The 26,989-nt window shown below is 65.2% G+C and carries 15 protein-coding genes; 13 read left to right on the forward strand and 2 right to left on the reverse strand.

Annotation, left to right across the window (positions count from 1 at the left end):
- Positions 1-222: 222 nt before the first annotated feature.
- The gene (gene tex, locus ACUTAG_RS23085; protein ID WP_024068156.1) at positions 223-2,598 is read right to left on the reverse strand and encodes an RNA-binding transcriptional accessory protein Tex; all 2,376 of its coding nucleotides are present in this window, start codon (positions 2,596-2,598) and stop codon (positions 223-225) included.
- A gap of 227 nt (positions 2,599-2,825) precedes the next feature.
- Between tex and ACUTAG_RS23090 the strand changes: the two genes are divergently transcribed.
- Positions 2,826-4,913 carry an ATP-dependent DNA helicase gene (locus ACUTAG_RS23090; protein ID WP_006389394.1) on the forward strand — a complete coding sequence of 696 codons (2,088 nt, stop codon included), beginning with the start codon at positions 2,826-2,828 and terminating at the stop codon, positions 4,911-4,913.
- An 80-nt stretch (positions 4,914-4,993) separates the two neighbouring features.
- Here ACUTAG_RS23090 and ACUTAG_RS23095 read toward each other — a convergent pair whose 3' ends face one another.
- Complete coding sequence (locus tag ACUTAG_RS23095; protein ID WP_020924624.1) at positions 4,994-5,782, reverse strand: outer membrane protein assembly factor BamD; 789 nt, start codon at positions 5,780-5,782, stop codon at positions 4,994-4,996.
- 107 nt (positions 5,783-5,889) lie between these two features.
- Between ACUTAG_RS23095 and ACUTAG_RS23100 the strand changes: the two genes are divergently transcribed.
- The 12 genes from ACUTAG_RS23100 to ACUTAG_RS23155 all read left to right on the forward strand — a co-directional run bounded on the left by ACUTAG_RS23100 (position 5,890) and on the right by ACUTAG_RS23155 (position 26,987).
- The gene (locus ACUTAG_RS23100) at positions 5,890-6,900 is read left to right on the forward strand and encodes an RluA family pseudouridine synthase (protein WP_020924623.1); all 1,011 of its coding nucleotides are present in this window, start codon (positions 5,890-5,892) and stop codon (positions 6,898-6,900) included.
- The gene (pgeF, locus tag ACUTAG_RS23105; RefSeq protein WP_054499376.1) at positions 6,888-7,652 is read left to right on the forward strand and encodes a peptidoglycan editing factor PgeF; all 765 of its coding nucleotides are present in this window, start codon (positions 6,888-6,890) and stop codon (positions 7,650-7,652) included. The genes ACUTAG_RS23100 and pgeF overlap by 13 nt, the downstream gene beginning before the upstream one ends.
- A gap of 123 nt (positions 7,653-7,775) precedes the next feature.
- Complete coding sequence (gene phaC, locus ACUTAG_RS23110) at positions 7,776-9,413, forward strand: class I poly(R)-hydroxyalkanoic acid synthase (RefSeq protein ID WP_026383742.1); 1,638 nt, start codon at positions 7,776-7,778, stop codon at positions 9,411-9,413.
- Between the two features lie 75 nt (positions 9,414-9,488).
- Positions 9,489-10,226, forward strand: a complete 738-nt coding sequence (locus ACUTAG_RS23115) for a 3-ketoacyl-ACP reductase (RefSeq protein ID WP_006389399.1) — start codon at positions 9,489-9,491, stop codon at positions 10,224-10,226.
- A 120-nt stretch (positions 10,227-10,346) separates the two neighbouring features.
- On the forward strand, positions 10,347-10,916 hold the full coding sequence (phaR, locus tag ACUTAG_RS23120; protein WP_006389400.1) for a polyhydroxyalkanoate synthesis repressor PhaR: 570 nt from the start codon (positions 10,347-10,349) through the stop codon (positions 10,914-10,916).
- A gap of 220 nt (positions 10,917-11,136) precedes the next feature.
- Complete coding sequence (locus tag ACUTAG_RS23125; RefSeq protein WP_006389401.1) at positions 11,137-11,673, forward strand: iron transporter; 537 nt, start codon at positions 11,137-11,139, stop codon at positions 11,671-11,673.
- A 20-nt stretch (positions 11,674-11,693) separates the two neighbouring features.
- Positions 11,694-12,038, forward strand: coding sequence for a cupredoxin domain-containing protein (locus ACUTAG_RS23130; RefSeq protein ID WP_262352222.1), 345 nt, complete (start codon positions 11,694-11,696; stop codon positions 12,036-12,038).
- Positions 12,039-12,051: 13 nt separating this feature from the next.
- The gene (locus ACUTAG_RS23135; RefSeq protein ID WP_006389403.1) at positions 12,052-12,897 is read left to right on the forward strand and encodes an FTR1 family iron permease; all 846 of its coding nucleotides are present in this window, start codon (positions 12,052-12,054) and stop codon (positions 12,895-12,897) included.
- 48 nt (positions 12,898-12,945) lie between these two features.
- Positions 12,946-14,343, forward strand: coding sequence for a 4Fe-4S binding protein (locus ACUTAG_RS23140; protein WP_026383741.1), 1,398 nt, complete (start codon positions 12,946-12,948; stop codon positions 14,341-14,343).
- A gap of 170 nt (positions 14,344-14,513) precedes the next feature.
- Positions 14,514-16,235: a ShlB/FhaC/HecB family hemolysin secretion/activation protein gene (locus ACUTAG_RS23145; protein WP_262352204.1), complete on the forward strand. Its 1,722-nt coding sequence runs from the start codon at positions 14,514-14,516 to the stop codon at positions 16,233-16,235.
- A gap of 25 nt (positions 16,236-16,260) precedes the next feature.
- Positions 16,261-26,250: a hemagglutinin repeat-containing protein gene (locus ACUTAG_RS23150; RefSeq protein WP_148316469.1), complete on the forward strand. Its 9,990-nt coding sequence runs from the start codon at positions 16,261-16,263 to the stop codon at positions 26,248-26,250.
- Positions 26,247-26,987 carry a hypothetical protein gene (locus tag ACUTAG_RS23155; protein ID WP_131726720.1) on the forward strand — a complete coding sequence of 247 codons (741 nt, stop codon included), beginning with the start codon at positions 26,247-26,249 and terminating at the stop codon, positions 26,985-26,987. Before ACUTAG_RS23150 ends, ACUTAG_RS23155 begins: the two co-directional genes overlap by 4 nt.
- The last annotated feature ends 2 nt before the right edge of the window (positions 26,988-26,989 follow it).

Genomic DNA, 26,989 nt, shown 5'->3' on the forward strand with positions numbered 1-26,989 from the left:
GTGTGCCACTGCCGTGCGGACCCGACTTCGCCGGCTTTTATTATTTGGACACAATTCGATATTTTCGCTTATTTTTGTTGAATCCGGCTTGAGAGAACGCAAGGAAAGGTAGCAACCGCGGGAAAGTCCTAGGTTGAACGACAACCGGCGCCTGGGCGCCGGTCGGAAGGTGCTGCGACGCCGCCTGGCCGGCTCCCGGAGGGGGAGCCGGCCAGGCGCGATTCAACGCTTGAGCTTGGCGAATGCGTCGGCCATGGCACTGTTCATGCCGGCGCCGCCGGCGTTGCCGCGGCCATTGTCGCCCTGGGGACGGCGTCCGGGACGATCGCCGCCCTTGGGGGCATCAGCGCCTCGGCGCGCCGGGGCGGCGGTGTCGTTCAGGCGCATGGTCAGGGCCACGCGCTTGCGCGCCACGTCCACTTCCAGCACCTTCACGCTGACCGTCTGGCCGACGCGCACGACGTCGCGCGGATCCTTCACGAACTTCTCGGCCAATGCCGAGATGTGGACCAGGCCGTCCTGGTGCACGCCGATGTCGACGAACGCGCCGAAGTTGGCGACGTTGGTCACGACGCCTTCGAGCACCATGCCGGGATACAGGTCGTTCAGCGTTTCGACGCCTTCCTTGAATTGCGCGGTCTTGAATTCGGGGCGCGGATCGCGGCCGGGCTTTTCCAGTTCGGCGAAGATGTCGCGTACCGTCGGCAGGCCGAAGCGCTCATCGGTGAAATCGGACGGCGACACGCCCTTGAGCGCGTCGCGCTGGCCGATGATCTGTTTCACTTCCGCCTTGATCTTGGCGACGATGCGCTCGACCACCGGATAGGCTTCCGGGTGCACCGACGAGGCGTCCAGCGGGTTGTCGCCGTTGGGGATGCGCAGGAAGCCGGCGGCCTGTTCGAACGCCTTGTCGCCAAAGCGCGGCACCTTGCGCAGTTGCTCGCGGGTGGGGAAGGCGCCGTTCTCGTCGCGCCAGGCCACGATGTTCTTGGCCAGCAGCGAGTTCAGGCCCGACACGCGCGCCAGCAGCGCCGCGGATGCCGTGTTGACGTCGACGCCGACCGCGTTCACGCAATCCTCGACCACCGCGTCCAGCGAACGCGCCAGCTCGCGCTGGTTGACGTCGTGCTGGTATTGGCCCACGCCGATGGCCTTGGGATCGATCTTGACCAGTTCCGCCAGCGGATCCTGCAGGCGGCGCGCGATCGACACGGCGCCGCGCAGCGTCACGTCCAGGTCGGGGAATTCCTGGGCGGCGGTCTCGGAGGCCGAATAGACCGAGGCGCCGGCCTCGGACACGACCACCCGCGTCACCTTCAGGTCGGGGAAGCGTTCCTGCATGTCGCCCACCAGCTTCTCGCTTTCGCGCGAGGCGGTGCCGTTGCCGATGGCGATCAGGTCGACCTTGTGGCGCGCGACCAGCGCGGCCAGGGTGTTGATGGTGCCCTCGCGGTCGCGGCGCGGCTCGAACGGGTAGACAGTGGTGGTGTCGACCACCTTGCCGGTGCGGTCGATCACCGCCACCTTGCAGCCCGTGCGGATGCCGGGATCCAGGCCCAGCACGGCCTTGGGGCCGGCCGGCGCGGCCAGCAGCAGGTCCTTCAGGTTGGCGGCGAACACGCGGATGGCTTCGGCCTCGGCGGTCTCGCGCAGGCGGCCGATCAGTTCGCTTTCGAAGGCCGTCACCAGCTTGACGCGCCAGGTCCAGCGGCAGACTTCGCCCAGCCAGCGCGCGCGCGGCGAGGCGTCCAGCGCGAACAGGCCATTGCCCAGCTTGAGGAAGCTGGCGATGCGCGCCACGCAGGGATGCGGCAGTTGCGCTTCGAGTTCGGCTTCCAGGCCCAGGCGGATTTCCAGCACGCCTTGCTGGCGGCCGCGCAACAGCGCCAGGATGCGGTGCGACGGCAGCGTGCGCAGCGGCTCGTTGAAGTCGAACCAGTCGCGGAAGTTGGCGCCTTCGGTTTCCTTGCCGTCGACCATCTTGGAATACAGATAGCCGGTGGACCAGAGGTGCTCGCGCATGTCGGCCAGCAGGTCGGCGTTCTCGGCGTAGCGCTCGGCCAGGATGTCGCGGGCGCCGTCCAGCGCCGCCTTGGCATCGTTGATCGAGGCTTCGGGATTCAGGTATTGGGCGGCCAGCGCGGCCGGATCGCACGCGGTGTCGGCCAGGATGGCGTCGGCCAGCGGTTCCAGGCCGGCTTCACGCGCGATCTGGGCGCGGGTGCGGCGCTTGGGCTTGTACGGCGCGTACAGGTCTTCCAGACGCTGCTTGGTATCGGCGGTGGCGATTTCCTGCTGCAGTTCGGGCGTGAGCTTGCCTTGCTGCGAGATCGATTCGAGGATCGCGCCACGGCGCTCTTCGAGTTCGCGCAGGTAGCCCAGGCGCACTTCCAGATTGCGCAGGACGGTGTCGTCCAGGCCGCCGGTGGCTTCCTTGCGGTAGCGTGCGATGAACGGCACGGTGGCGCCGTCATCCAGCAGTTCCACTGCCGAGGCGATCTGGGAGGCGCGGGCGCCAAGCTCGGTGGCGAGCTGGGCTACGATACGGGCATTGTCGACGCCGGCGGCGACGTTCGTGATAACGGAAGTTTCAGACATCTCGATACGACGGCAAAAAGGAAAAACAAGGGGCGGATTGTGCCATAAGCCGCTGTTACAGAAAGTGCCAGGCGGGATGCATCCGTCCCCGTCGGGTGCATCGTTTGCGACGCTTGCGGCGGAAAAGGGCGGCGCCAGCGGGTATCATTTGATCCTTTCCCACCCACTCAGTGTCTGGCGCCCCGACCGTCCCTCGGCACGGTCGCTTGCGACGCTAGGCTGTTTCCATGCTGGACCTGGACATCTCCGAATTCTTCGCCGAGGACGGCCCGCTCGCGTCGGCCTTGCCCGGCTACAAGCCGCGCCCGTCCCAAGTGGAGCTGGCCCAGGCCATTGGCGAGGCCATCCGGGACCGCGCCACGCTGGTGGCCGAGGCTGGCACCGGCATCGGCAAGACCTGGGCCTATCTTGTACCCGCCTTCATCCAGGGCGGCAAGGTGCTGATTTCGACCGGCACCCGCACACTGCAGGACCAACTGTTCGCCCGCGACCTGCCGCGCGTGCGCGCCGCGCTGGCCGCGCCTGTCACGGCCGCGCTGCTCAAGGGCCGCGGCAACTATGTCTGTCATTACCACCTGGATCGCCTGCAGGGAGACGACCGGGCACTGAAATCGCGTTCCGAGATCCAGCAATTGCGCCAGATCCAGGTATTCGCCGGCATTTCCAAGACGGGCGACCGCAGCGACCTGGCGCAGGTGCCCGAAGATGCGGATATCTGGCAGCGCGTTACCTCGACCCGCGAGAACTGCCTGGGCCAGGAATGCCCGCGCATCCGCGACTGCTTCGTGGTGAAGGCCCGCCGCCAGGCCCAGGAGGCCGACGTGGTGGTGGTGAACCATGCGCTGTTCATGGCCGACTTGGTGCTGCGTGAAGAGGGCGTCACCGATCTGCTGCCCGAGGCCGACACCGTCATCTTCGACGAAGCCCATCAACTGCCCGACACCGCCACCCGTTTCCTGGGCAGCAGCGTGTCGACCCACCAGTTGCTGGACTTTGGCCGCGCGCTGGAAGCCGCGGGCCTGGCCTATGCGCGCGAAGCCACCAAATGGAGCGATGTGGCGCGCCACGTCGAGACGGCGGCGCGCGAGTTGCGCCTGGCCTGTGCGCCACTGGACCGGATGCCGGGCCGCAAGGCCACGTTCGAGGCCATTCCCAATGCCGAGGAGTTCGACACTGCGCTGGCGGTGCTGCGCGAAGCGATCGACGTCGCCACCAACGCGCTGGGCTCGGTCGCCGAGCGGCATCCCGACCTGGTGGCGGCCGCGCGCAGCGGCGCCGAGATCGCGGTGCGCCTGAAACGCTGGGCCACGCCCGGGCGCGATGCGGGGGGCTCCGGTTTCGATGATGAAGGCTGGGGCCGCGACGACCAGGCGCCCGCGCCCGTGGCGGCGCTGGCGGACGGCCTGTCCACGCCGACGGCCATTCTCGAAGGCGCGGCGGCGGCAGGTGAATGGACCGGCCCGGCGGTGCGCTGGGTCGAGCATGGCCAGCATCACGTGCGGCTGCATTCCGCGCCGCTGTCGGTGGCGCAGGCTTTTTCCAAATACCGCAAGCCCGGGCAGGCCTGGATCATGACCTCGGCCACGCTGTCGGTGAACGGCGAGTTCACCCACTTCACCAGCCAGCTCGGGCTGGAGCGAGCGCGTACCGGCAAGTGGGAATCGCCTTTCGACTATCCCGAGCAGGCGCTGCTGTTCGTGCCGCGTGGCATGCCTGAACCGCAGTCGCCGCAGTTCCTCGACCGTTTCGTGCAGACGTTGCTGCCGTTGCTGCAAGCCAGCCCGGGCGGCACGCTGGTGCTGTGCACCACCTTGCGCGCGGTCGACAAGGTCGCCAACCTGTTGGCCGACGCTTTCGACGATGCCGGCCACGATTGGCCGTTGCTCAAGCAGGGCGAGGGCACCCGCCGCGACCTGTTGGACAGGTTCTGCAAGCTGACCCATCCGGTGCTGGTCGGCAGCGCCAGTTTCTGGGAAGGCATCGACCTGCCGGGCGACGTGCTTACGCTGGTGGCGATCGACAAGCTGCCGTTCGCGCCGCCGGACGACCCGGTGATCGAGGCGCGGCTGCGGGCCTGCCGCGCCCACGGCGGCAATCCTTTCTCGGAATACCAATTGCCCGAGGCGGCCATCTCGCTCAAGCAGGGAGCCGGCCGCCTGATTCGGACGGAATCCGACTGGGGGGTGTTGATGGTGGGCGATGCCCGACTGGTCGAGAAGCCCTACGGCAAGCGACTGTGGCGCGGCCTGCCGCCCTTCGCGCGGACGCGCGAACTGGAGGAAGTGCTGGCCTTCTACCGGCGCAAGCAGGAATAGGACCACAAGAGGACGACACGGACCCAAAAAAAAGCCCTTCGATTCGTCGAAGGGCTTTTTCCCATGCGGCGGTGTTCAGTTCAGTTGAACGGATTCCACCAGCTCTTGTCAGCCTTCAGGCCCTTGTCCTTGAACGTGCTGTTGGGGAAGTTCTTGTCGAACACGCGCTGCGAGTCGTTCTTGAGTTCGGTCATGCCGAGCTTGTCGTAGGACTGCACCATCAGGTAGAGCGCTTCTTCGGTGGCGGGGGCGCCCTCGAAGTCGGTGATGACGGTCTGCGCGCGGTTCGCCGCGGCGATGTAGGCGCCGCGCTCGTAGTAGTAGCGGGCCACGTGGACTTCGTTCATGGCGATGGTGTTGACCAGCCACGCGACGCGCTTTTCGGCGTCCGGGGTGTACTTGCTTTCCGGGTAGCGCTTGATCAGTTCGTTGAACGCATCGTAGGACGCACGCAGGCCCTTCGGGTCGCGCTCGGCCGGATCCTGGCCGGTGATGCTGCTCATGAAGGCGCTGGCGGGCGTGAAGTTGATCAGGCCTTTCAGGTAAAGCGCGTAGTCGGTGCCGGGGTGGTTGGGGTAGAGCTGCTGGAAGCGGTCGATCGCGGCCAGGGCCTGTTCGTTTTCACCGTCCTTCCAGTTGACGTAGGCCAGTTCAAGCAGGGCCTGCTGGGCGTAGACGCCGAACGGGTAGCGGCTTTCGATGGCGGTCAGTCGCTCGCGGGCTTCCTTCCAGCCGCCCGACGAGATTTCGGCCTTGGCGTCGGCGTAGAGCTGTTCAGCGCTCCAGTTGGTGGTCTTGTCGTACTTGCTGTTGGTCGAACCGCAACCGGCGATCGCGATGACGGCAAATAGCGCGATAACCACGCGCAAAACCGACCCGCTTCGGGAGGCGGGGTTCAAGGGAGCTGCGGAGTGGTGAATCACGAGAATCGTATCCTTGGTGTTAGCATGGCAGGCTGATTATATGATTTGTCTCCATGTCTGATACAGCCACCCCCGCAGATCTCGTTTCCGACGATGAACTCCTGGGCTTTCCCGGCGAATCCTCCGGTGAAAACCAGCGGGGCGAGCCGCAACTTGTAACGGTGCCGTCGGGCACGCGCGCCGATAGGCTCGACAAGGTGCTGGCGGGGTTGTTGCCGGATCATTCCCGCAGCCGCCTGCAAGGCTGGATCGAGGCTGGCAACGTACAGGTGAATGGCGCGCCTGGCAAGGTCCGCCAGACCGTCGGCCCGGGCGACGAGATCGCCGTCTGGGCCCAGCCCGCGCCGGAAGCCCTGGCGTTCGCGCCGGAGGCGATCGATTTTCCCGTGGTGGATGAAAGCCCCGACTGGATCGTGGTGAACAAACCGGCCGGCCTGGTGGTGCACCCTGGCGCCGGCAACTGGAGCGGCACGCTGCTCAACGGCCTGCTGCACCGGTATCCCGAACTGGCCCAGGTGGCGCGCGCCGGCATCGTTCACCGGCTGGACAAGGATACGTCCGGCCTGATGGTGGTGGCGCGCAACGAAATCGCCCAGACGCACCTGGTGCGCCAGCTGCAGGCGCGCAGCATGGGCCGCGAGTACGTGGCGCTGGCGCATGGCTGGCTGGCCGCCGCCGGCAAGGTCGACCGCCCGATCGGGCGCGATCCGCGGGTGCCGGTGCGCATGAGCGTCGAACGGCCGGTGGCGCCCAAGCCGGCCGTCACCCACTACGCGCCCGCGCGACGCGGCCAGATCGATCCCGGCGGCCGCGCCACCGAAGTGATCTGTCGCCTGGAAACCGGCCGCACCCACCAGATCCGCGTGCACCTGGCCAGCCTCGGCCATCCGCTGCTGGCGGATACGATCTACGGCGGCAAGAACATCGCGGGCGCGCAGCGGCAGATGCTGCATGCCCGCGCCCTGCATTTCGACGACCCGGGCGGGCGTGGCGAGGTCCAGTTCGCCGCCCCCGTGCCGGCGGACATGACCCTGGTCCAGGAAGCGATCGCATGGAACGCGTGATTGAAGGCTTGCCCGTCGTGACCGGCCCCGCCTGGGCCGGCGTCAACTATTTCTGCACCACCCGGGCCGGCGGCGTGGGCGTTGCCCCGCATGACACCCTCAACCTGGGGCGCCGTGCCGGCGATGATCCCGAGACCGTGGCAGAGAACCGCCGCCGCTTGCGGGCCGCGCTGCCGGCCGAACCCTTATGGCTGCGCCAGGTGCATGGCAGCGAGGTGGTCGATGCCGACGCGGCCGGCCTGCCCGACGAACCCGCGCTGGACGCCAGCGTCACCGCGCAACCGGGCCGCGTGCTGGCCGTGATGGTGGCGGACTGCCTGCCGGTGGTCATCGCCGACGCGGACGGGCGGGTCCTGGGCACGGCGCATGCCGGCTGGCGCGGCTTGTCTGGCGGCGTGCTGGAGCACACCCTGGCGGCGATGCGCGCCAAGGCGCCGCATGCCACCGCGTGGCGAGCCTGGATCGGCCCCGGTATCGGGCCGGACGCCTTCGAGGTCGGGCGTGACGTGCTGGACGCCTTCATGGCCGATGACCCCGCCGCCGAACGTTATTTCCGGCCGCGCCCGGGCGTGACTGGCAAATGGCTGGCCGACCTGGCCGGACTGGCGCAATTCCGTCTGCGCCGCGCCGGCGTGCAGGACATCAGCCTGAGCGGGCTGTGCACGGTGGCGGACGCGGGGCGGTTCTTTTCCTACCGGCGCGACGGCGAGACCGGCAGGATGGCGTTGCTGGCCTGGCTCGATCCGGTTTGATCCCGCGCAAAGCGGCCGCACGCGCGGGCGGGCGACCCTGGCTGCCTCATTGAATACCCGCATTGACAGCCCCGGACCCGACATGCAACATCAATCGGGAAGTCTCGATAACAAGGTGTCGAAGTGAATGCCAATCTCTCCGCTTCAGGGCCTCTTCCGGTGAGCGTGGCTCCGGACGTCCTGGCCGATATCCAGGCTGAATTCTCGCGCGAATGGCAGCGGCTGTGTGATGATGCCCGCCGCGGCGCGCTGGCCCCGCCGGCCGACCGCCGTTTCGGCGGCGAGGCCTGGGCGGCCAGTGGCCAGCATCTGCTGATGGCGCACACCTATCTGCTGTCGGCCCGGGCCATGTCGCGCATGGTCGATGCGGCCCAGGTCAGCGAACCGATGCGCGATCGCCTGCGTTTCTCGATCATGCAGTGGGTCGACGCGTTGTCGCCGTCGAACTTCCTGGCCTTGAATCCGGATGCCCAGCAGTCCATCGTCGAAAGCGCCGGCCGCGCCCTGAACGAAGGCCTGGCGAACCTGCTCGGCGACGTCAAGAAAGGCCGCATCACCCAGACCGACGAAACCCAGTTCGAGATCGGCCGCAACGTGGCCGTGACGCCCGGCGACGTGGTGTTCGAAAATGCGCTGTTCCAGCTGATCCAGTACAAGCCCGCCACCGCCACGGTGCACGAGCGGCCGCTGGTGATCGTGCCGCCGAACATCAACAAGTTCTATATCCTCGACCTGCAACCCGACAACTCGTTCGTGCGCCACGCAGTCGAGCAGGGCTTCACGGTGTTCCTGATCTCCTGGCGCAACCCGCTGGCCAGTGATACCGACGGCATCGATCGCGCGACCTGGTCCGACTACCTCGACGACGCGGTGCTGCAGGCCCTGCGCGTGGCCAGCGACATCTCCGGCCAGCCGCAGGTCAACGCGCTCGGCTTCTGTGTCGGCGGCACCATGCTGGCCTCGGCGCTGGCGCTGGCCGAAGCGCGCGGCGAACATCCGGTCGCGGCGCTGACCTTGCTGACCTCGCTGCTCGATTTCCACGACACCGGCATCCTGAATGTCTTCGTCGACGAGGCGCACGCGTTGCTGCGCGACCATCAACTGGGCAACGGCGGGCTGATGCCCGGACGCGACCTGGCCACCACCTTCTCGTTCCTGCGCCCCAACGAACTGGTCTGGAACTACGTCGTCGGCAACTACCTGAAAGGCCAGAAGCCGCCGGCCTTCGACCTGCTTTTCTGGAACGGGGACAGCACCAACCTGCCCGGGCCGTTCTTTTCCTGGTACTTCCGCAACACCTATCTCGAAAACAATCTCAAGGTGCCGGGACGGGCCCAGGCCGCCGGGCTGCCGCTGGACCTGACGCGCCTGTCGATGCCGGCGTATATTTTCGGTTCGCGCGAAGACCATATCGTGCCGTGGGTGTCGGCCTATGCCTCCACCCAGGTGCTGCGCGGGCCGCAACGCTTCGTGCTGGGTGCCTCGGGCCATATCGCCGGGGTGGTGAATCCGCCCGCCAAGAAGCGCCGCAGCTATTGGGTGGCGGACAATATGGGCGGCGCAGGCCAGCCGTTGCCGGGCGATCCCAACGCCTGGCTGGCCCAGGCGCAGGAAAAGCCGGGCAGTTGGTGGCCCGATTGGGCCGCCTGGCTGGCCGGGCATTCCGGCAAGCAGGTCAAGGCGCGTGCAAAATCAGGTAACGCCCGGTACCGGCCGATAGAACCGGCGCCGGGCAGGTATGTGAAGGTCAGGGCTGCCTGAAGCCGCGCATGCGGTGGGCCCAGGCCAATAAGAAGTCAATCAACGAGGCGTCCGTCGCACACAGGAGGAAGTCCAATGAGCGGAAAACTGGCTTACGTTACAGGCGGGATGGGCGGGATCGGCACCTCTATTTGCCAACGCCTGGCCAAAGAGGGCTTTCGCGTCGTGGCAGGCTGCGGCCCGAGCCGCAATTACCAGCAATGGCTGGATGAACAGGCGGCGCAGGGATATACCTTCCATGCTTCCGTCGGCAATGTGTCCGACTGGGATTCCACCGTGGCCGCTTTCGAGCGCGTCACCGCGGAACTCGGTCCGGTCGACGTGCTGGTCAACAATGCGGGCATCACCCGCGACGGGCTGTTCCGCAAGATGACCGCCGATGATTGGCGCGCGGTCATCGACACCAACCTGAACAGCCTGTTCAACGTGACCAAGCAGGTCATCGACGGCATGGTCGAGCGCCAGTGGGGGCGCATCATCAACATCAGCTCGGTGAACGGGCAGAAGGGCCAGTTCGGCCAGACCAACTACTCCACCGCCAAGGCCGGCATCCACGGCTTCACCATGGCGCTGGCGCAGGAAGTCGCCAGCAAGGGCGTCACCGTCAACACCATTTCGCCCGGCTACATCGGGACCGATATGGTGCGCGCCATTCGTCCCGACGTGCTGGAAAAGATCGTCGCCACCATCCCGGTGCGGCGCCTGGGCACGCCCGAGGAAATCGCCTCGATGACGGCGTGGCTGGCTTCGGACGAATCCGGTTTTTCCACCGGCGCGGACTTCTCGCTCAACGGCGGCCTGCACATGGGCTGACGCATCGCGGGCCGCCCGGCGGGCGGCCCTTTCGCGCCGCGGTGCCTCGGGGAGACGGCGCCGCGGCATTACACTTCACCCTATTCGAAGTCTTAGAGATCGCCCGATCCGGGGACAACCATGACGCAAGCACAAACCGGCGCCAGCCTGCGCCTGATTAAAAAGTACCCCAACCGTCGCCTGTACGACACTCGGACCAGTACCTACATCACCCTGGCGGATGTCAAGCAACTGGTCCTGGCCAACGAGGAATTCCAGGTCGTCGACGCCAAGAGCGCCGAAGACCTCACGCGCAGCATCCTGCTGCAGATCATTCTCGAAGAAGAGAGCGGCGGCATGCCCATGTTCTCGTCGAACATGCTGTCGCAGATCATCCGTTTCTACGGCCACGCGATGCAGGGCATCATGGGTTCCTACCTGGAAAAGAACATCCAGGCCTTCATGGAAATCCAGCAGCGCATGGCCGAACAGTCCAAGGGCCTGTACGGCAGCCAGTTCGGTCCCGAGGCCTGGACCCAGTTCATGAACGTGCAGACGCCGATGCTGCAGAACATGATGAACAACTACATCGACCAGAGCAAAAACCTGTTCGTGCAGATGCAGGACCAGATGCAGGACCAGACCCGCGCCATGTTCTCGAACTTCCCGTTCACCCCCGGGGGCTCGCAGGGCGGCGGACGCAAGTCCTAACCGCAACGTCCGACCGCGGCGATGCCGCGGATCCGACAGTCGACCGGCCGGCGTGGCGTTGCCCGCCGGTTTTGTTTTGCTTGATTGGACGCAACAATCCGCGGATTTCGGACTTATCTGATTCAGGGAGGTGTCAGATTTTTCCGTTACATTAATGCAAACGGTTCTTGTTTATGTTTTTAGGATCCGTCGTTTCAATCGAGCTTCGAGGATGACCCACATGATGAAGAAAGCCTTGGCCCTGGCCATTGTCGCTTTGAGCGTGTCCGCCGCCCAAGCGGCTGAATACCCCATCGGCAAGCCCGTGGAAAAGGGCGGCATGGAAATCGGTGCGGTCTACCTGCAGCCGATCGAAATGGACCCCCCGGGCATGATGCGCCCCGCCAAGGATTCCGACATCCACCTCGAGGCCGACATCCACGCCACGGCCGGCAATCCCACCGGCTTCCCCGAAGGCGAATGGATGCCCTACCTGGTCGTCAAATACGAAATCCAGAAGGTCGGCAGCCAGAACGTGCAGAAGGGCACCTTCATGCCCATGGTCGCCAACGACGGCCCGCACTACGGCGAGAACATCAAGCTGGAAGGCCCGGGCAAGTACAAGCTGAAGTACACCATCCTGCCGCCGACCGCCGACAAGATGAGCCACTTCGGCCGCCACATCGACAAGGAAACCGGCGTGGGCGACTGGTTCCAGCCGTTCGACCTGGAATACGAATTCGTCTATGCCGGCACCGGCAAGAAGGGCGGCTACTGATCGTGCGAATCGCGCGCCCTCTGCTCCGCATCTGCGCCGCGCTGTCGATCGGCCTGGCGTGCCTGGCCGGCATGGCGCCCGCGCAAGCGGACGAACTGCCCACGTTCACGCTGACGTTCAAGCCCAACGGCACCTTTGAACCGGCCACGCTGGAAGTCCCTGCCGGCCGTTTCAAGATCGAACTGATCAACGAAAGCAACGAGCCGGTCGAGTTCGAAAGCATCCCGCTGCGCAAGGAAAAGGTGCTGGGTCCCGGCGTCAAGTCGTTCGTGGTCATCACCATCTCGCGTCCCGGCGAGTATCCCTTCTTCGATGACTTCCACCAGGCGGTGAAAGGCACGCTGATCGTCAAGCCCAAGGAATAGGCAGCCGCAATACATGGAACAGGTTCTTTTCATCGTCTGGCGCGAAAGCGTCGAAGCCATGCTGGTGGTGGGCATCCTGTACACCTGGCTGCGCTCGACGCCCGAAGGCAAACGCGGACTGAAATATCTGTGGGGCGGCGTGGGCGCCGGGCTGGCGCTGGCCGTGGCGCTGGCGTTGGTGCTGCTGGGGGTATCCTCGTGGCTCAGCGACGAAGGCCAGGAATGGTTCCAGGCCATCATGTCGCTGGCGGCGTGCGCGCTGGTGGTGCAGATGGTCGTGTGGATGAAAAAGCACGGTCGCACGCTCAAGGGCGAGCTTGAAAGCGGCGCCCGCTCGTCGATGGCCAATGACAACTGGTGGGGCCTGTTCGTGCTGGTGGCCATCGCCGTGGCCCGCGAGGGCAGCGAAACCGTGGTGTTCCTGTACGGCACCGTGGCGGCCGGCGAAGGCGGCGGCAACATGCTGATGCTGGCGCTGGCCGGCGTGGCCGGCTTCGTGGTGGCGCTGCTGACCTTCTGGCTGCTGCAGCTGGGCGGCAAGCTCATCACCTGGCGCCGTTTCTTCCGCGTGACCGAAATCCTGTTGCTGCTGCTGGCGGGGGCGCTGCTGGTGGGCGGCCTGGATCACCTGATTTCGCTGGACGTGCTGCCGACCATCATCGATCCGGTCTGGGACAGCTCGTGGCTGCTCAGCGACAGCACCGGTTTCGGCAAGGTTCTGGCTGATTTTGCCGGCTATCGTGCGCTGCCGGCCCTGATTTCGGTATTGTTGTGGGTTGCTTACTGGATCGTGGTGTGGGCGCTGCTGCGCTGGGTGGGCGGCAAGCCCGCGCCGGTGGCGGCGCGCGCCACCTCTTGAGCACGGACTCCGACGTATTGATCGGACTGAATTAATGAAGGTTTGACCATGGCAGCTGCACTCGGGAGGGCGACCTCCCGTATCGCCGACTTTCTCCGAGACCATGCCCCTCTGTTGCGCAAGCTGCAGTGGGGCATTGTTGCGATATACGCTTTCCTCCTGATCGTTCCGGCCATCATGCCCCTGCCGGACAACTCGGCGTCGGTATTCAACAACCTGACCATCGTGGCCCAGTTCGCCTTCTGGGGCGTATGGTGGCCGTTCGTGCTGATTTCCATGCCGATCCTGGGACGCGCCTGGTGCGGCTGGTTCTGTCCGGAGGGCATGCTCACCGAATGGGCCAGCGAACGCGGCCAGGGGCATGCCATTCCCAAGTGGATGCGCTGGGGGGGCTGGCCGTTCGTGGCCTTCGCGCTGACCACCATCTACGGACAATTGGTCAGCGTCTACCAGTATCCGCTGGCGGTGCTGGCGGTGCTCGGCGGCTCCACCGCGGCGGCCATGGTCGTCGGCTGGCGCTATGGCCGCAGCAAGCGGGTCTGGTGCAAATACCTCTGTCCGGTCAACGGCGTCTTCAATCTGCTGGCCAAGCTGGCGCCGTGGCACTTCAAGGTCGACGAGGAAAAGTGGCGCCATCCGGTTATCCGCATCGAGCCCATCAACTGTGCGCCGCTGGTGCCGTTGCGGCACATGAAGGGCGCCGGCGACTGCCATGTATGCGGCCGTTGCAGCGGTTATCGCGGCGCCATCGCACTGACGCCGCGCTCGCCCGAGGAAGAGGTCGTCAGCGTCACCGATGGCGAACCGTGGCAGACCGCGCTGCTGTGCTTCGGCCTGATGGGCATCGCCATGGGCGCCTTCCTCTGGAGCGCCAGCCCCTGGTACGTGACCGCCAAGCAGTGGGCCGCGACCTGGCTGGTCGAGCACGACATCATGTGGCCGCTGCTGGACAACGCGCCGTGGTTCATCCTGACGCACTATCCGGAAGTGAACGACAGCTTCTCGTGGCTGGATGGCGCGGGCATCCTGATGTTCGTGGTCGGCGCCACCGTGTGCGTGGGCGGCGCCACCTTCCTGTCATTGTGGATCGCCGACCGGCTGGCGCCGGCCGTTCCGGTCGCCGGTCAGGAAGCGAACCGCTGGTTCCGTCCGGGCCTGCACAAGCTGGCCCAGGGGCTGATTCCTTCGGCCGGCATCGGCGTGTTCCTGGGCCTGTCCGCCACCACCATCAACCTGCTCAAGCACGAAGGCGTGCGCGCCGCCTGGGCGGCGCCGGTGCGCTTCACGCTGCTGACGCTGGCGGTGCTGTGGACCTTGCGCCTGTTCGCGCGCCTGTTGAACCAGCGTCCGGTCGGCGTGTTCAGGAAGACCGCGGCATGGCTGGTGCTGGCCGCCGGGCTGGCGCCTTTCTGTTGGTCCTGGGTGCTGTTCTTCGCCATCTGGTAAAGCCCGCAAGATAACAAGCAAGCAGGCGAAGAAACCGCGGCGTCACGCGCGGGAAATATCGCGCGCCGTTTCCCGCATCCGCGGCGGCGCTTGAATTTGTACGACCATTTCACAATTACGTACGCTGGTAATTCGTTGCTACTCTGGCTCCGCGCAATCAAGGAGCAGAGATGCGGTGCGGTCGTCGCGGTGAGCTGTTGTTTTTCCTGGGGCCAGGGTTTCTGGTTCTCGCCGCCGTCGTTTCACCGGTTTTCGGCGCCTCGGTGCCAGAGGCGCCGACACCGCCAGCAATCTCCATCGATGCCCGCGAGCAGTTGCGCCAACAAGAGCGTGAACGTGTCCTGCAACAGCAGAATACCCCGCGGGTCGACGAGCGCCTTCCTCGTCCTGAAGCCTCCCCATCCGATTATCCCGCCGATGAAAGCCCTTGCTTCGTCATCGATGCCCTGCGGCTGAGCGGCGATTCCGCCGCCAGCTTTCAATGGGCGCTCGATGCCGCCGCCGACGCAATAGGCCACTGCCTGGGCGGCCAGGGCATCACGGCGGCCATCAACCGGGTGCAGAACGCCATTCTGGCCAAAGGCTACGTCACGACACGCGTGATGGCGCACGAGCAGGACCTGACCCGCGGCCTTCTGACGTTGACGCTGCTGCCCGGTCGCGTTGGCGATATCCGCTTCGACCAGCCAGTGTCGTGGCGCGGCCGGTTATGGAATGCCATCCCGGCATCGTCCGGCGATATTCTCAATCTGCGCGATATCGAGCAGGGCCTGGAGAATCTCAAGCGAGTCCCCAGCGCGGCCGCCGATATCCGGATCACGCCAGGGCAGCGCGAGGCCACCAGCGACCTGTTGGTGAGTTGGCAGGAAAGCCGACCCATCCGGCTGAGCCTCGGCCTTGACGATAGCGGTTCGGATAGCACCGGGCGTTACCTGGGCTCGGCCACCCTGGCCGTGGATGCTCCCTTCGCGCACAACGATCTGTTCTACGCCAACGTCGGCAGGGATCTGTTCCAGCATGCGCCGCTCGGCAACCGTTCACATGCCTTGAACTACGTATTCCCGGTCGGTTATTGGGCTTACTCCGTCAATTACAACAACTACGCCTATCACCAGAACATCCCCAGCGCCAACGAAGTACTCCGGTACAGCGGAAAAAGCGCGAGCCTTCAGGCCGCCGTGTCACGGCTGGCATATCGCGACCAGTCCCACAAGACCACGCTCAACCTGCGTGTGTATCGCAAATCCTCCACCAATGCCGTCAATGACATCGCCATCGAGCAGCAGCGGCGCCGCACGGCCGGATGGGAGTTCGGCGTCAACCAGCACAGCTATCTCGGAAGCGCCACGCTGGATGCCAACCTGGGCTGGCGCCACGGCACCGGCGCATTCGGCGCCCTCGCGGCGCCCGAGGAAGCGTCGCGTAGCGGCAGTGCCCGCGGCGGTGTGCTGTCGGGCGACGTAAGCCTCAATCAACCCTTCGCCTGGGGCAAGCAGCCTTGGCGATATCTGGCGATCGTCCGGGGCCAATGGAGCCCGGACGCGCTGACGCCACAGGAACGCATGGCCATTGCCGGCCGTTATACGGTGCGCGGCTTTGACGGCGAGCAGACACTGTCCGGCGAGAACGGCCTGCTCTGGCGCAATGAACTGGCCTGGAACGGGCTTTCATCCAGCGATGCGCTGTATGTGGCTTTGGACTATGGGCGGGTAGGCGGCCAGGGCGCCCGATATCTGGTCGGACGCCAGTTGGCGGGCGCAGCCTTGGGCGTGCGGGGCGCGCTCTGGAAAAAACTTGGCTATGACCTGTTTGCCGGCGTGCCCCTCTACAAGCCGCGTGATTTCCACACCGCGGCAATGACGATCGGATTCAGCATGAATCTGGAAATCTGATCCCGCTTTTTCAAAGACCTGGCTCATGCAATACCGCTACCGTTTCGCTTTCATCCTGTGGACCGTCTGGCTGGCGGGTTTGGTCATGCCTGGCAGGCCGGCGGCCGCGGACGGAATCGTTGCCGACGGCGCGGCGCCAACCGGGCAGCGCCCGCAGGTGGTGACCACGCAGAATGGTCTGCCGCAAGTCAACATTGCCGCGCCCGATCTGGGCGGGTTGTCGCACAACCGGTACCTGCGGTTCGACGTGGATCGGCGTGGCGCGATTCTGAACAACGCGGCCACGATGACCTCCACCGGGTTGGCCGGGATGATCCAGGGCAATCCCAACTTCGGTCCGAACGGCGCCACGGCGCGTGTCATTCTCAATGAGATCAACAGCAGCAATCCCAGCGTGCTGCGCGGCTTCATGGAGGTGGCGGGCGACAAGGCGCAGGTCATCGTGGCCAATCCGTCGGGCATTGTGTGCGATGGCTGCGGCACGATCAATGCGGGGCGCATGACGCTAAGCACCGGCAGTCCGCAGCGCAACGCCGACGGCAGCCTGGCGGGATTCCGGGTCGAGCGGGGCGTCGTGCGCATCGAAGGCGGCGGCCTGAACGGCGATGCGCGCCATGACACCGCCTATGTGGACATCCTGGCGCGCGCGGTCGAAATAAACGCCGGCGTCTGGGCCAGGGACGCCGTGTCGGTGATAGCGGGGCGCAACCGCGTCAGCGCCGATGCGAAAACGGTCGCGCCGCTGGGCGCTGAAGCCATGACGCCAGAACTGGCGATAGACATGGGCCAGCTGGGCGGCATGTACAGCGGCCACATCCGCATGATTGGCACCGAGGCCGGAGTGGGAGTGCGCAATCAGGGCGGGCATCTGCAGGCGGCGGGAACGCTGACGGTCAGCAGCGAAGGCAGGCTCAGCTGGCTATCGGGTTCCACCGAGGCAGTGACCCAGGCGGGCGGTGATATTTCCCTGGCCGCGCGGGACGGCCTCGAGCATCACGGCAAGCTGTATGGCGGCGACGCGCTGTCGGTCGCAAGCCGGACCGGGAACATCGAACAATCCGGCACGCTGGCGGCCGCGGGTGATGTCCGGCTGACGGCCGGGCAGGGCATCCAGAGCCGCGGCAACCTGCTGGCCGGCAGCGACATCAACAGCTCGCTGACTCGGATGGCGGACCTGGTATTGACCAGCCAGCAGGACGTGCGGGCCAGCGGCAATCTGCTGAGCCGGAAATCAATCGATATAAAGGGAAACCGCATCGACCTGAGCCAGGGCACGCTTGCGGCAGACCAATTGCGGATCCACGCGCAAGACGGCGAGATCGCGCTGCGGCAAACCACGATCGACAGCCGCCGGTTGGTGTTGGGCACCACCGGCGCCATCGATGCGCAACAGGCCAAGGTCCGCGCCGGCAGCTGGCGGGTCGGTGGCAACAGCCTGCTCAACCAGGCCGCCGTCTGGACCCAGGTGGAAGACGGAGAAAGCCGCTTCGCCTTGACGGGGGCGTTGGACAACAGCGGCGGCGTGATCGAAGCCCGCCAATTGGAGCTGGATGCCGGCTCCCTGGACAACCGACAGGGACGCCTGGTGATGCTCGGCGGTGGGGCCTCACGTGGGCGCATCGCTGGCCTGCTGGATAACCGCGGCGGCGAACTGGGCGGCAATGGTGACCTGGCGCTGAGTGCCGCAAGCATGGATAACCGGTCCGGCATGATTTCCAGCGCGGAGTCGCTGGACGTTGTGTCAGGTGGTGATTTCCACAACAGCGAAGGCACGCTGCGGGTTGGCAAGGGGCTGAAATTGAATGCCCAGGGCGTGCTCGACAATGCCAGCGGAATGATTGCCGCCGCGCAGGTCGATGTGACGGCGCAGCGCGTCCGCAATAGGCAAGGGCAGCTCATTGGCCAGGGCGACCTGCGCCTGACGGCGCGGCAGGCGCTGGATAACGCGCAGGGCTGGCTCGAAGCCGGGCGGACACTGTCGGTCCAGGCGGGCGGCCATTGGGACAACCGCGACGCGACCGCCCTGGGAGGCGAGCAGGTCCGGGTGACGGTGGACGGGCTCGACAACACCGCCGGAAGGCTGCAATCGGGCGGCGACCTGCGCCTCGGCACCTTCCACGATCTCGTCAACCGGCAGGGCATCCTGACGGCCGGGCAAGCGCTGACCTGGCAGGGCGGCGCGGCAAGCCTGCTCGACAACGGCGCGGGCTCGCTGCAAAGCGGCGGCGCCATGTCGTTGACGGGAGGAGCGCTGCGCAATCTCCACCAAGGCGTCGTCCTGAGCCAGCAGGCGTTGGCGTTGACGCTGGACGGAACGCTGGACAACCAGGGCGGCATGCTGACCGGCCACGGCCAGACGGCGGTTCGTGCCGGGCAGTTGCGCAATGCGCAAGGCAGCATCCAGTCGCTCGCCAGCCTGGATCTCTGGTTTGCGGGCGCGTTGGACAACGGCGATGGCCGTATTTTCAGCCGCGAAAGCCAGCGGTTGCATGCGCAGGACATCCTCAATACGCAAGGGTGGATGGGCAGCCAGGGGGAGTGGTCCGCCGTCGGTGGCGCGTTCAGCAACCGGGACGGGTCGATACAGACGCTGGGCGACGCCGCGCTTGCCGCGAATGCCCTGGACAACGGCAAGGGCGCGCTGCGGTCGGCCGCAAATCTGACGCTGCGCGTTGCGCAGGACATCGATAACCAGGCCGGCGACATCAGCGTCGGGGGGCGGCTGGACGTGCAAGGCGCCGAGGCGGGCGCCCGCGCCGGCGCCCTCAACAACGCCGCGGGCCGGATATCGACCGGCGCGGGATTGGCGCTGGCCGCGCAAGGCCTGGACAACACGCGGCAGGGCCTGATTCACAGCGAGCGCCAACTGCGGCTCGACCTGGGCGAATCGCTGGACAACCGCGACGGCCACGTGCAAAGCGGCGAGGCCTTGCAACTCGATGCGCGACAGGTGCTGAACGAAGGCGGCGCAATCGACAGCCAGCGCGAGCTCGATCTACGAATTGTCGGACGATTGGGCAATGACCGTGGAGCCGTGCGCAGCAATGGTGATCAGCGGATCGTTGCTGCCCGGGTCGGCAATCGGGCTGGCGTGTTCAGCAGCCGGGGCGCGCTGGCCGTGGTCGCCGATCACCTGAACAACGCCGATGGCATGTTCATCAGCCAGGGGGCGGGCGACTACCGCGTTGCCATGCTGGATAACCGGCAAGGCAAGATCCACAGCGGCGATGCCCTGACGCTGAACAGCGAGCAACTGGACAATCAGGCGGGCCAGCTGGTTGCCACCAGGACATTCCTGCTGGATGCGGCGCGGCTGGACAACAGCGGGCGCGGCAATATCACCAGCCAGGAGCGGCTGAACATCACGGCGGATTGGTTGAACAATAGCGATGGCGGCCTGTTGCTGGGGGCAATCCATACCGGCGTGGCGGCCCGCTCGGTGGACAACACGTCGGGACGTTTGCAGAGCGTCGGCAGCCTCACGCTGTCGGGACTGGCGAGCCTGGACAATCGACAGGGCAGCATCCGGGCCAACGGGGCGCTGCGGATCCAGGCGGACGAAGCGGATTCGCCTTCCGCGCTGTTCCTGTTCAACCAGGACGGGTTGGTGGAAAGCGCTGGCACGCTGGCCATCGATGCCCATGCCCTGGACAACCGGGCGGGCACCCTGCGCAGCCAGGACGCGCTGTCCCTTTCGATCGGGCAGGACTACACCCACCAGGCCGGTGACACGATCAGCAGTAATGCCCAGGTCACGCTTGCCGTGGATGGCACGTTGAACAACCAGGCCGAATGGCTGTTGCCGGGCGATCTTGTCGTGCACTCCACGCACTTGACCAACCAGGGATCCCTGGCGGCCAGGCACTTGCAAGTGACGACGGGCGCCTTGCGCAACCAGGGGCGGCTGGAAGCCGACCGCATGGCGCTCGATGTCGATACGCTGGACAACGCCGCGAGCGTGATGGGCGATGACGTCGCCGTGCGTGGCCGTGTGATCGACAACCATGGCCGCGATGGCGTGGTCGCCGCGACGCAGCAGCTGTCGTTGCAGGCCCGGGAACGGTTGAGCAACCGGGACGGCAGCCTGCTGTATAGCGGCGGCGCGCTGAACCTGGGCAGTGGCGACCTGCTGGAGAACCGTGCAAGCATCATTGAGGCCGATGGCGACGTGGCGATCGAAGCTAAGCGCCTGGAGAATCTGCGCGAAGGCCTGGTGATCGCCCGGGACGCGCAGACAGATCCCGCCACCAATTGGCAACGCTACAACTACTACTGGCGTTCCTACGGCTCCAAGGTCAACCCCGACCGGAGCAGCGTGGCGCCCACCACGCAACGCCTGACCTTCCAGGACGAGGATGCCGCCAAAAGCAACCCGTACGGCACCCTGTTGGCGATCGATGCGCCGGCCAAACGCGCACAGCTGCGGGTCCGCAACCGATGGGGGAAGCTGACCGACCTATGGGTCAACTATCTGGCGTTGGTGCCTGGCGCGGATGGCAGCTATGCCATGACCTTCTACGAAACGCGCGGGCATCGGCAGAGCCTCGTGCCGACGCCGTATCAAAACACCGTCTGGCGCGAGTTCGACTGGGGGCGCCTGGAACAGTGGGATCCGGAAAGGCACGTCGATATTGCCGCCGCGCCTTTCGTGACCGATTACAGCAATTTCCGCGAGCGCACCGTCACCAGCACCGTCACGCGCGACAGCCTGGTATCCGAAGGCACGGGCGCCCGCATCCTGGCGGGCGGCGACATGGCGTTGCGCATCTCCGGCAGCCTGCTGAACGACGCCAGCGTCATCACCGCAAACGGCAACCTCGATATCCCTGATGACGGCGTGGTCGACAACCGCGGGTATTCGGTGAACGAGCGGCGCCAGGAAATCATTGTCGACCACTACGACAAGGATACGGTGCACTGGTATCCGACCTTCAACCGCGACGCCACCACGGCGCTGAGTACCGTCGATGGCATCATCAGCGGCAATGGCAACGTCACCATCCGCGGCGCCAGCGTCACCAACACCACAGTCGCGCAGGCGCAGATCAGCGACGTGGCCGCCGTATTCGAGGCCGTGCAGGCCGAACGCGCCGAATGGGAGCGCAACCCGCTGGCGGTCACGGTGCCGGACGCGGACCGCATCGGCGGCGATACACAATTGGCGAGCGACCGTCCGCTCCTGCCCGCCGAACAGGCGTTGACGCAGAAGCGGCATTTGCGCCGCGTGGCGACCTCGATTCCGGACAACGGTCTGTTCCGCCAGCCCGCGGCCCAGGACAGTCCGTACCTGGTCGTGACCGATGACCGCTTCACCAGCCGCAGCAGATTCATCAGCAGTGATTATCTGCTGAAGCAGGTCGGGTTTGATCCGGCACGGGCGCACAAGCGCCTGGGGGATGGCTTCTACGAACAGCGCCTGGTGCGGGAACAGTTGCTGCAATTGACCGGGCGGCCGTCCGTGCGCGGTGAAAGCGCGATGGACCAGTACCAGGCGTTGATGGCCAATGGCGCAAAAACGGCGCAAGACCTGCAACTGGTGCCAGGCGTGGCCTTGACGCCTGCCCAGATCGCGGCGCTGCAGCAGGATATCGTGTGGATGGTGAGCGAATCGGTCGATACCGCTACCGGCCCGCAGACCGTATGGGTCCCCAAAGTCTACCTGGCCGCATCCACGCTGCGCCTCACTGGCGATGGCGCGCTGGTTGGCGGCGGCGCCCTTCAGCTGTCGGCAGGCAGCGTCGATAACGCGGGCAATCTCTTCGCCGACCGGGCGCTCGGGATCGATGCGGACCAGTTCCTGCATCGAGGCGGTGATATCAAGGCCGACCGCATCGACATACAGGCGGATCACCTGGCGATCAGCAGCAATCTGCAGGACGCGTTGCGCCAGGCCAGCATGAGCGCCACCGACATTGCCTTGAGTGGCGGTGACATCCGTTTGCGGGGCGCCAGGCTGGACGCCACGCACGACTTGAACCTGAGCGCGCGTGACAGCCTGGACATCGGCGTCGCGCAGAGCCGCCACACTGCCAGCGTCGACGTGATTTCCGGCGCCATGGGCAACCGCACCCGTTCGGGCATGGAAACCGCCGGCCAGCGGATGGCGCAAGTCAGCGGCGAATGGCAGCAGTCGCAGGGCAGCGGCCTGAAGGCGGGCAACAACGTCAGCGTGACGGCGGGGCGGGATCTGGTCCTGCAGGGCAGCCAGGTCGCGGCGGGCGGTTCGGCGTACTTGCAGGCCGAGGGCGATGTGCGGTTGTCGGCGGCCTCCACCACCAACACGACCCGGCTCAAGGCCGGCAGCAGCACGTCTTCGGTCGACAACCAGCGGGAAGAGCAGCGCTTGAGCCTGGCGAGCGTGAGCGGTGATAAAGGCGTCACGGTACTGGCGGGCAACGCCGCCGTGCTGGAAGGCGCGCAGGTCGACAGTCGGCAGGGACACATAAGCCTGGAGGCCAACGACGTCTCCGTCGGCAGCGCGCGTCGGCGAGTGACCGATCAGGACGTCGAGCATACGCGTGACGGCAAGACCAAGGGCTGGCGCGAGATGGAATCGTCGCGCAATGAAGCCACCGGCAGCACGCTCAGTGGCCAGGATGGCATAACGATCGTCGCCCGCACTGGCGATATCGCCGTGACGGCCAGCACGCTGCACAGCGAGCAGGGGGATCTCGCCCTGCAGGCGCGGCAGGATGTGCGGATCGCCAGCAGCACCGAGAGCGAGACGCGGCAGTCGCGGGAACACGCCGAGAAAAAAGGCTTCCTGCGCAAAAGCAGCAGCGATACGGTCAAGGACGACCGCATGACGCGCGAGGCCGGCAGCGTGCTGAGCGGAGATCGGGTCAGCATCGTGGCGGGCAATGACCTGACGGTGACCGGTTCGGCCATTGTCGGCGACCGCGACGTCAATCTGCGCGCGGGGCGCGACGTCGATATTTCAGCGGCCACCGAAACCGAATCCCACTACCTGCTGGAAAAGAAGAAAAAGAGCGGACTGCTGGACAGCGGCGGCATCGGCTTCACCCTCGGCAACCAGTCCTCGCGCCACGAAGCGGACGAGCACGGCGTCATCCAGAGCCAGAGCGCCAGCACCATAGGCAGTACCCAGGGCAACGTGACCATCACTGCGGAAAACCGCGTGCATGTCCGCGGCGCCGACCTGGTGGCGGGGACGGACCTGGACATCACTGGCGACAGCGTGCGTATCGACCCGGGCTATGACGAGCGCACCCGCCACGAGACCTTTGAATCGAAACAACGCGGCCTGACCATCGCGCTGTCGGGAACGGTGGGCAGCACGCTCAACACCGCGGTCAGCGCGGCCCGGCAGGCCGGGCAAGAGAGCGACGGGCGGTTGCGGGCGCTGCAGGGCGCCAAGGCGGCGCTGTCCGGCGTCCAGGCCGCGCAGGCGCTGGAGCGGGACGATCTGCAGACGCAAGCCGCCGATGCAAAAAACACCGCGGCAGGCCTGAGCGCCGGCGACAAGGATGCGGTGCAGGGGGCGACCAACACGATCGGCGTCAACATTTCCTATGGCAGCCAGTCGTCCAAAACCGAAACGCGCAGCGAGAGCCGGCGCGCGCAGGGCAGCACGCTGAATGCGGGGCGGGATATCTCGATCACCGCCACCGGCGCGGGCAGGGGGGCCGACAGCGGCGATGTCGTGTTGGCCGGCACCCTGGTCAAGGCCGGCGGGGATGTGCTGCTTTCAGCCGACCGCGATATTGAATTGCTGTCGGCGCGGAACGTCGAGCGCATCGACGGCACAAGCAGCAGCCACGGCGGCAATGTCGGCATTGGCATCGGCGCGGGCGCCGGGGGCTACGGCATCAATGTGTCGGCTGGCGTCAATGCGGGCAAAGGCCGCGAAAAAGGACGTGGGCTGACCCATACCGAGACCACGCTGGACGCGGGCGGCACGGTGATGTTGGCCAGCGGTCGGGACACGCTGCTCAAGGGCGCGCAGGTCGGCGGTGAATACATCGAGGTCAACGCCGACCGCAATCTGACGCTGCAGAGCGAGCAAGACAGCGACCATTATTCCGCGCGCCAGCGCGACATCAGCGCGGGAGGCAGCTTCAGCTTCGGCTCGATGAGCGGCACGGCGAACATCAGCGCCAGCCAGGACAAACTGCGCAGCGACTTCGATTCGGTCAAGGAGCAGACGGGCCTGTTCGCGGGCCGGGGCGGCTACGACATCAACGTGGGCCATCACACCCAGCTGGATGGCGCGGTGATCGCAAGCACGGCCGGCCCGGACCAGAACCTGTTGGATACCGGCACGCTGGGTTGGCGCGACATCGACAACCGGGCGGACTTCCAGGCGCGGCACAGCGGCGGTTCGATGGGAACCGGCGGGCCGGTGGGCAAGGACCTGTTGACCAATGCGGCCGGCGGCATGTTGTCCGGCGCCAATCACGGCGGGCATGCGTCGGGCACCACCCTGGCGGCGGTGAGCGAAGGCGGTTTACGCGTGCACGACCAGGCCAACCAGCGCCAGGACGTGGCGGAACTGAATCGTGACGCGGCGCACGCGAACGACGGCAGCATCAGCCCGATCTTCAACAAGGAGAAAGAGCAGAACCGTCTCAGGCAAGTGCAGCTGATCGGCGAGATCGGCAGCCAGTCGATGGACGTCATCCGCACGCAGGGCGATATCGCGGGCCTGAAGGCGCAGACGGACCCGAAGGCGCTGGCCGAGGCGAGGGCACAGCTGGGCAAGGAGGGCCGGCTCTACACCGATGCGGACGTGATGGACAGGGCGTACGCCAATGCCATGAAGCACTACGGCACCGGCAGCGACCTGCAGAAAGCGGCACAGGCGGTGACCGGCGCGCTGACGGCGCTGGCGGGCGACAACCTGGCCGGCGCACTGGGCAGCGCCGCGGCGCCCTACCTGGCGACCGAAATCAAGCGGCGGATCGGCGAGGACAATCCCGCGGCCAACGCCATGGCGCACGCGGTGCTGGGCGCGGTGACGGCGCAGTTGAACGGCCAATCGCCGCTGGCCGGCGGCCTGGGCGCGGGCGGCGGCGAACTGGCGGCGCGGGTGATCGCGCGGCAGCTGTTTCCAGGTAAAGACCCCGACGCGCTGAGTGAAACCGAGAAGCAGCAGGTAAGCGCGCTGAGCCAGTTGGCGGCGGGAATTGCGGGTGGCCTCGCCACGGGGGATGCGGCCGGCGGGGTGACTGGCGCGCAGGCGGGCAGGAATGCGGTCGAGAATAACAATCTGAGCGCACCTCAGTTGGACGAGTTCGCGGAGCGCGCACGAGGTTGCGGCGCTCGCGGCGATTGCCATCAAGTCATCGAGGAGATGGAGCGGCTGAGTGTTGCGCAGCAGGACCGGTTGATCTCGGTCTGCGCCACCGATCCAAATGCGTGCCGGAAGGAGTATGGCGATATCCCGGCAAACAGCATGCTGGTCCGCGATGCGATAGATCGTGTGCTGGGAGACAGCGATATTCCATGGCAGATGAGGGCGGATATGGGGCCTTTGCTGTCGCAGCAGATTGACGCTGAAGGTGTTGTATCTAGTACCGAGTTTGCAGAGCGGCTAGCACGCACTTATGGTATCGACAAAGATCGGGCCGAGTTGCTCTCGGGGGCGGTGCTGGGGGCAATTACCGGCGGGGTGGGGAAGGGGGGGAAGTCACCGGCAAAGAGCCATTCGGTACATGGCAAAGCAGGTGAGGATCACAAAGGAAATGTCCGATACCAGCCGAATAAGGACGCAGTTGGAAAGGCGGCGGAATTTCTAGAGCAGCCTGGGTTCGGTAGTGAAATAAAAGACGCCTCCCGGAAAACGAGCCAGCACTACCACGGACAGGCTGTTTATCAAGCGGATCGTCGTATTGGTAATAATATTAGAAAAGGCGATAAATTCTATTTGGATGGGACGCATATGGATCATATTGAGGTTTTTGATAAGCACGGAAATTTTCGGTATGTTTTAAACCTGGATGGTTCTGTTAATGATCGTAAGACGAGGGCGGCGCGAGGGAGGAGTTTGAAATGATTAATATAAATAAAATAAAATTGATGTTGCCGAAATTGCATGTTATGTCCGGAATTGGTGGCGATTTTGTGGGTGCTGATTGGAGCATTGACTATAGTTTAAATTTGGATGATGAGTTTAAAGAGGATGTTGCAGAGCTTGGTTTGGCGATAAATTTCTTGAGCGCGGCTGTGCGGAACTCTGATCTCCCTGCGATCATGTGCGCATTGGTGAGGGTGAGGGGGCGCTCAAATATTGCCGAGGGATTCTTTGCGAATATCGTGGAAGACCTCGACCGGGTTGGTTGGTCCGAGGGAGGGAGACTGTGCGATGTGCCAAAAACATATGCTGTTCCTGAGATTTATGAGTTATGCAAAAGTTATACGTTTGATTTTAAAGAATTCAATGAGCTTAAATTTTTAATGCCCAGCCTGTATGATTTGTCAGGTTTAAAAAAAGGGTTTTTCAGTGAAAATTGGAGGATTGATTACACGTCGAATCTAGATGGTGAATTTAGTGGTGAAGTGGCGGACTTTCAGATGCATTTGGATGCCCTGGACGAGGCTATAAGAATTAATGACTTGGTGGCGGTTAAGTACGCACTAGCGATGGCTCGATCTTCCTCAAGGGCGCTTTCGGACTTCTTTGAGCGTATTTGTGATGACATTGAAAATATCGGGTGGGCTGACGACAGGCCATGGGCCGACATTCCAGAGGACTATGAATTGCCGGCGTCCTACAACTATTCCGGTAAATAGCG

The sequence above is a fragment of the Achromobacter sp. CSND-B12 genome (genome assembly GCF_052906545.1).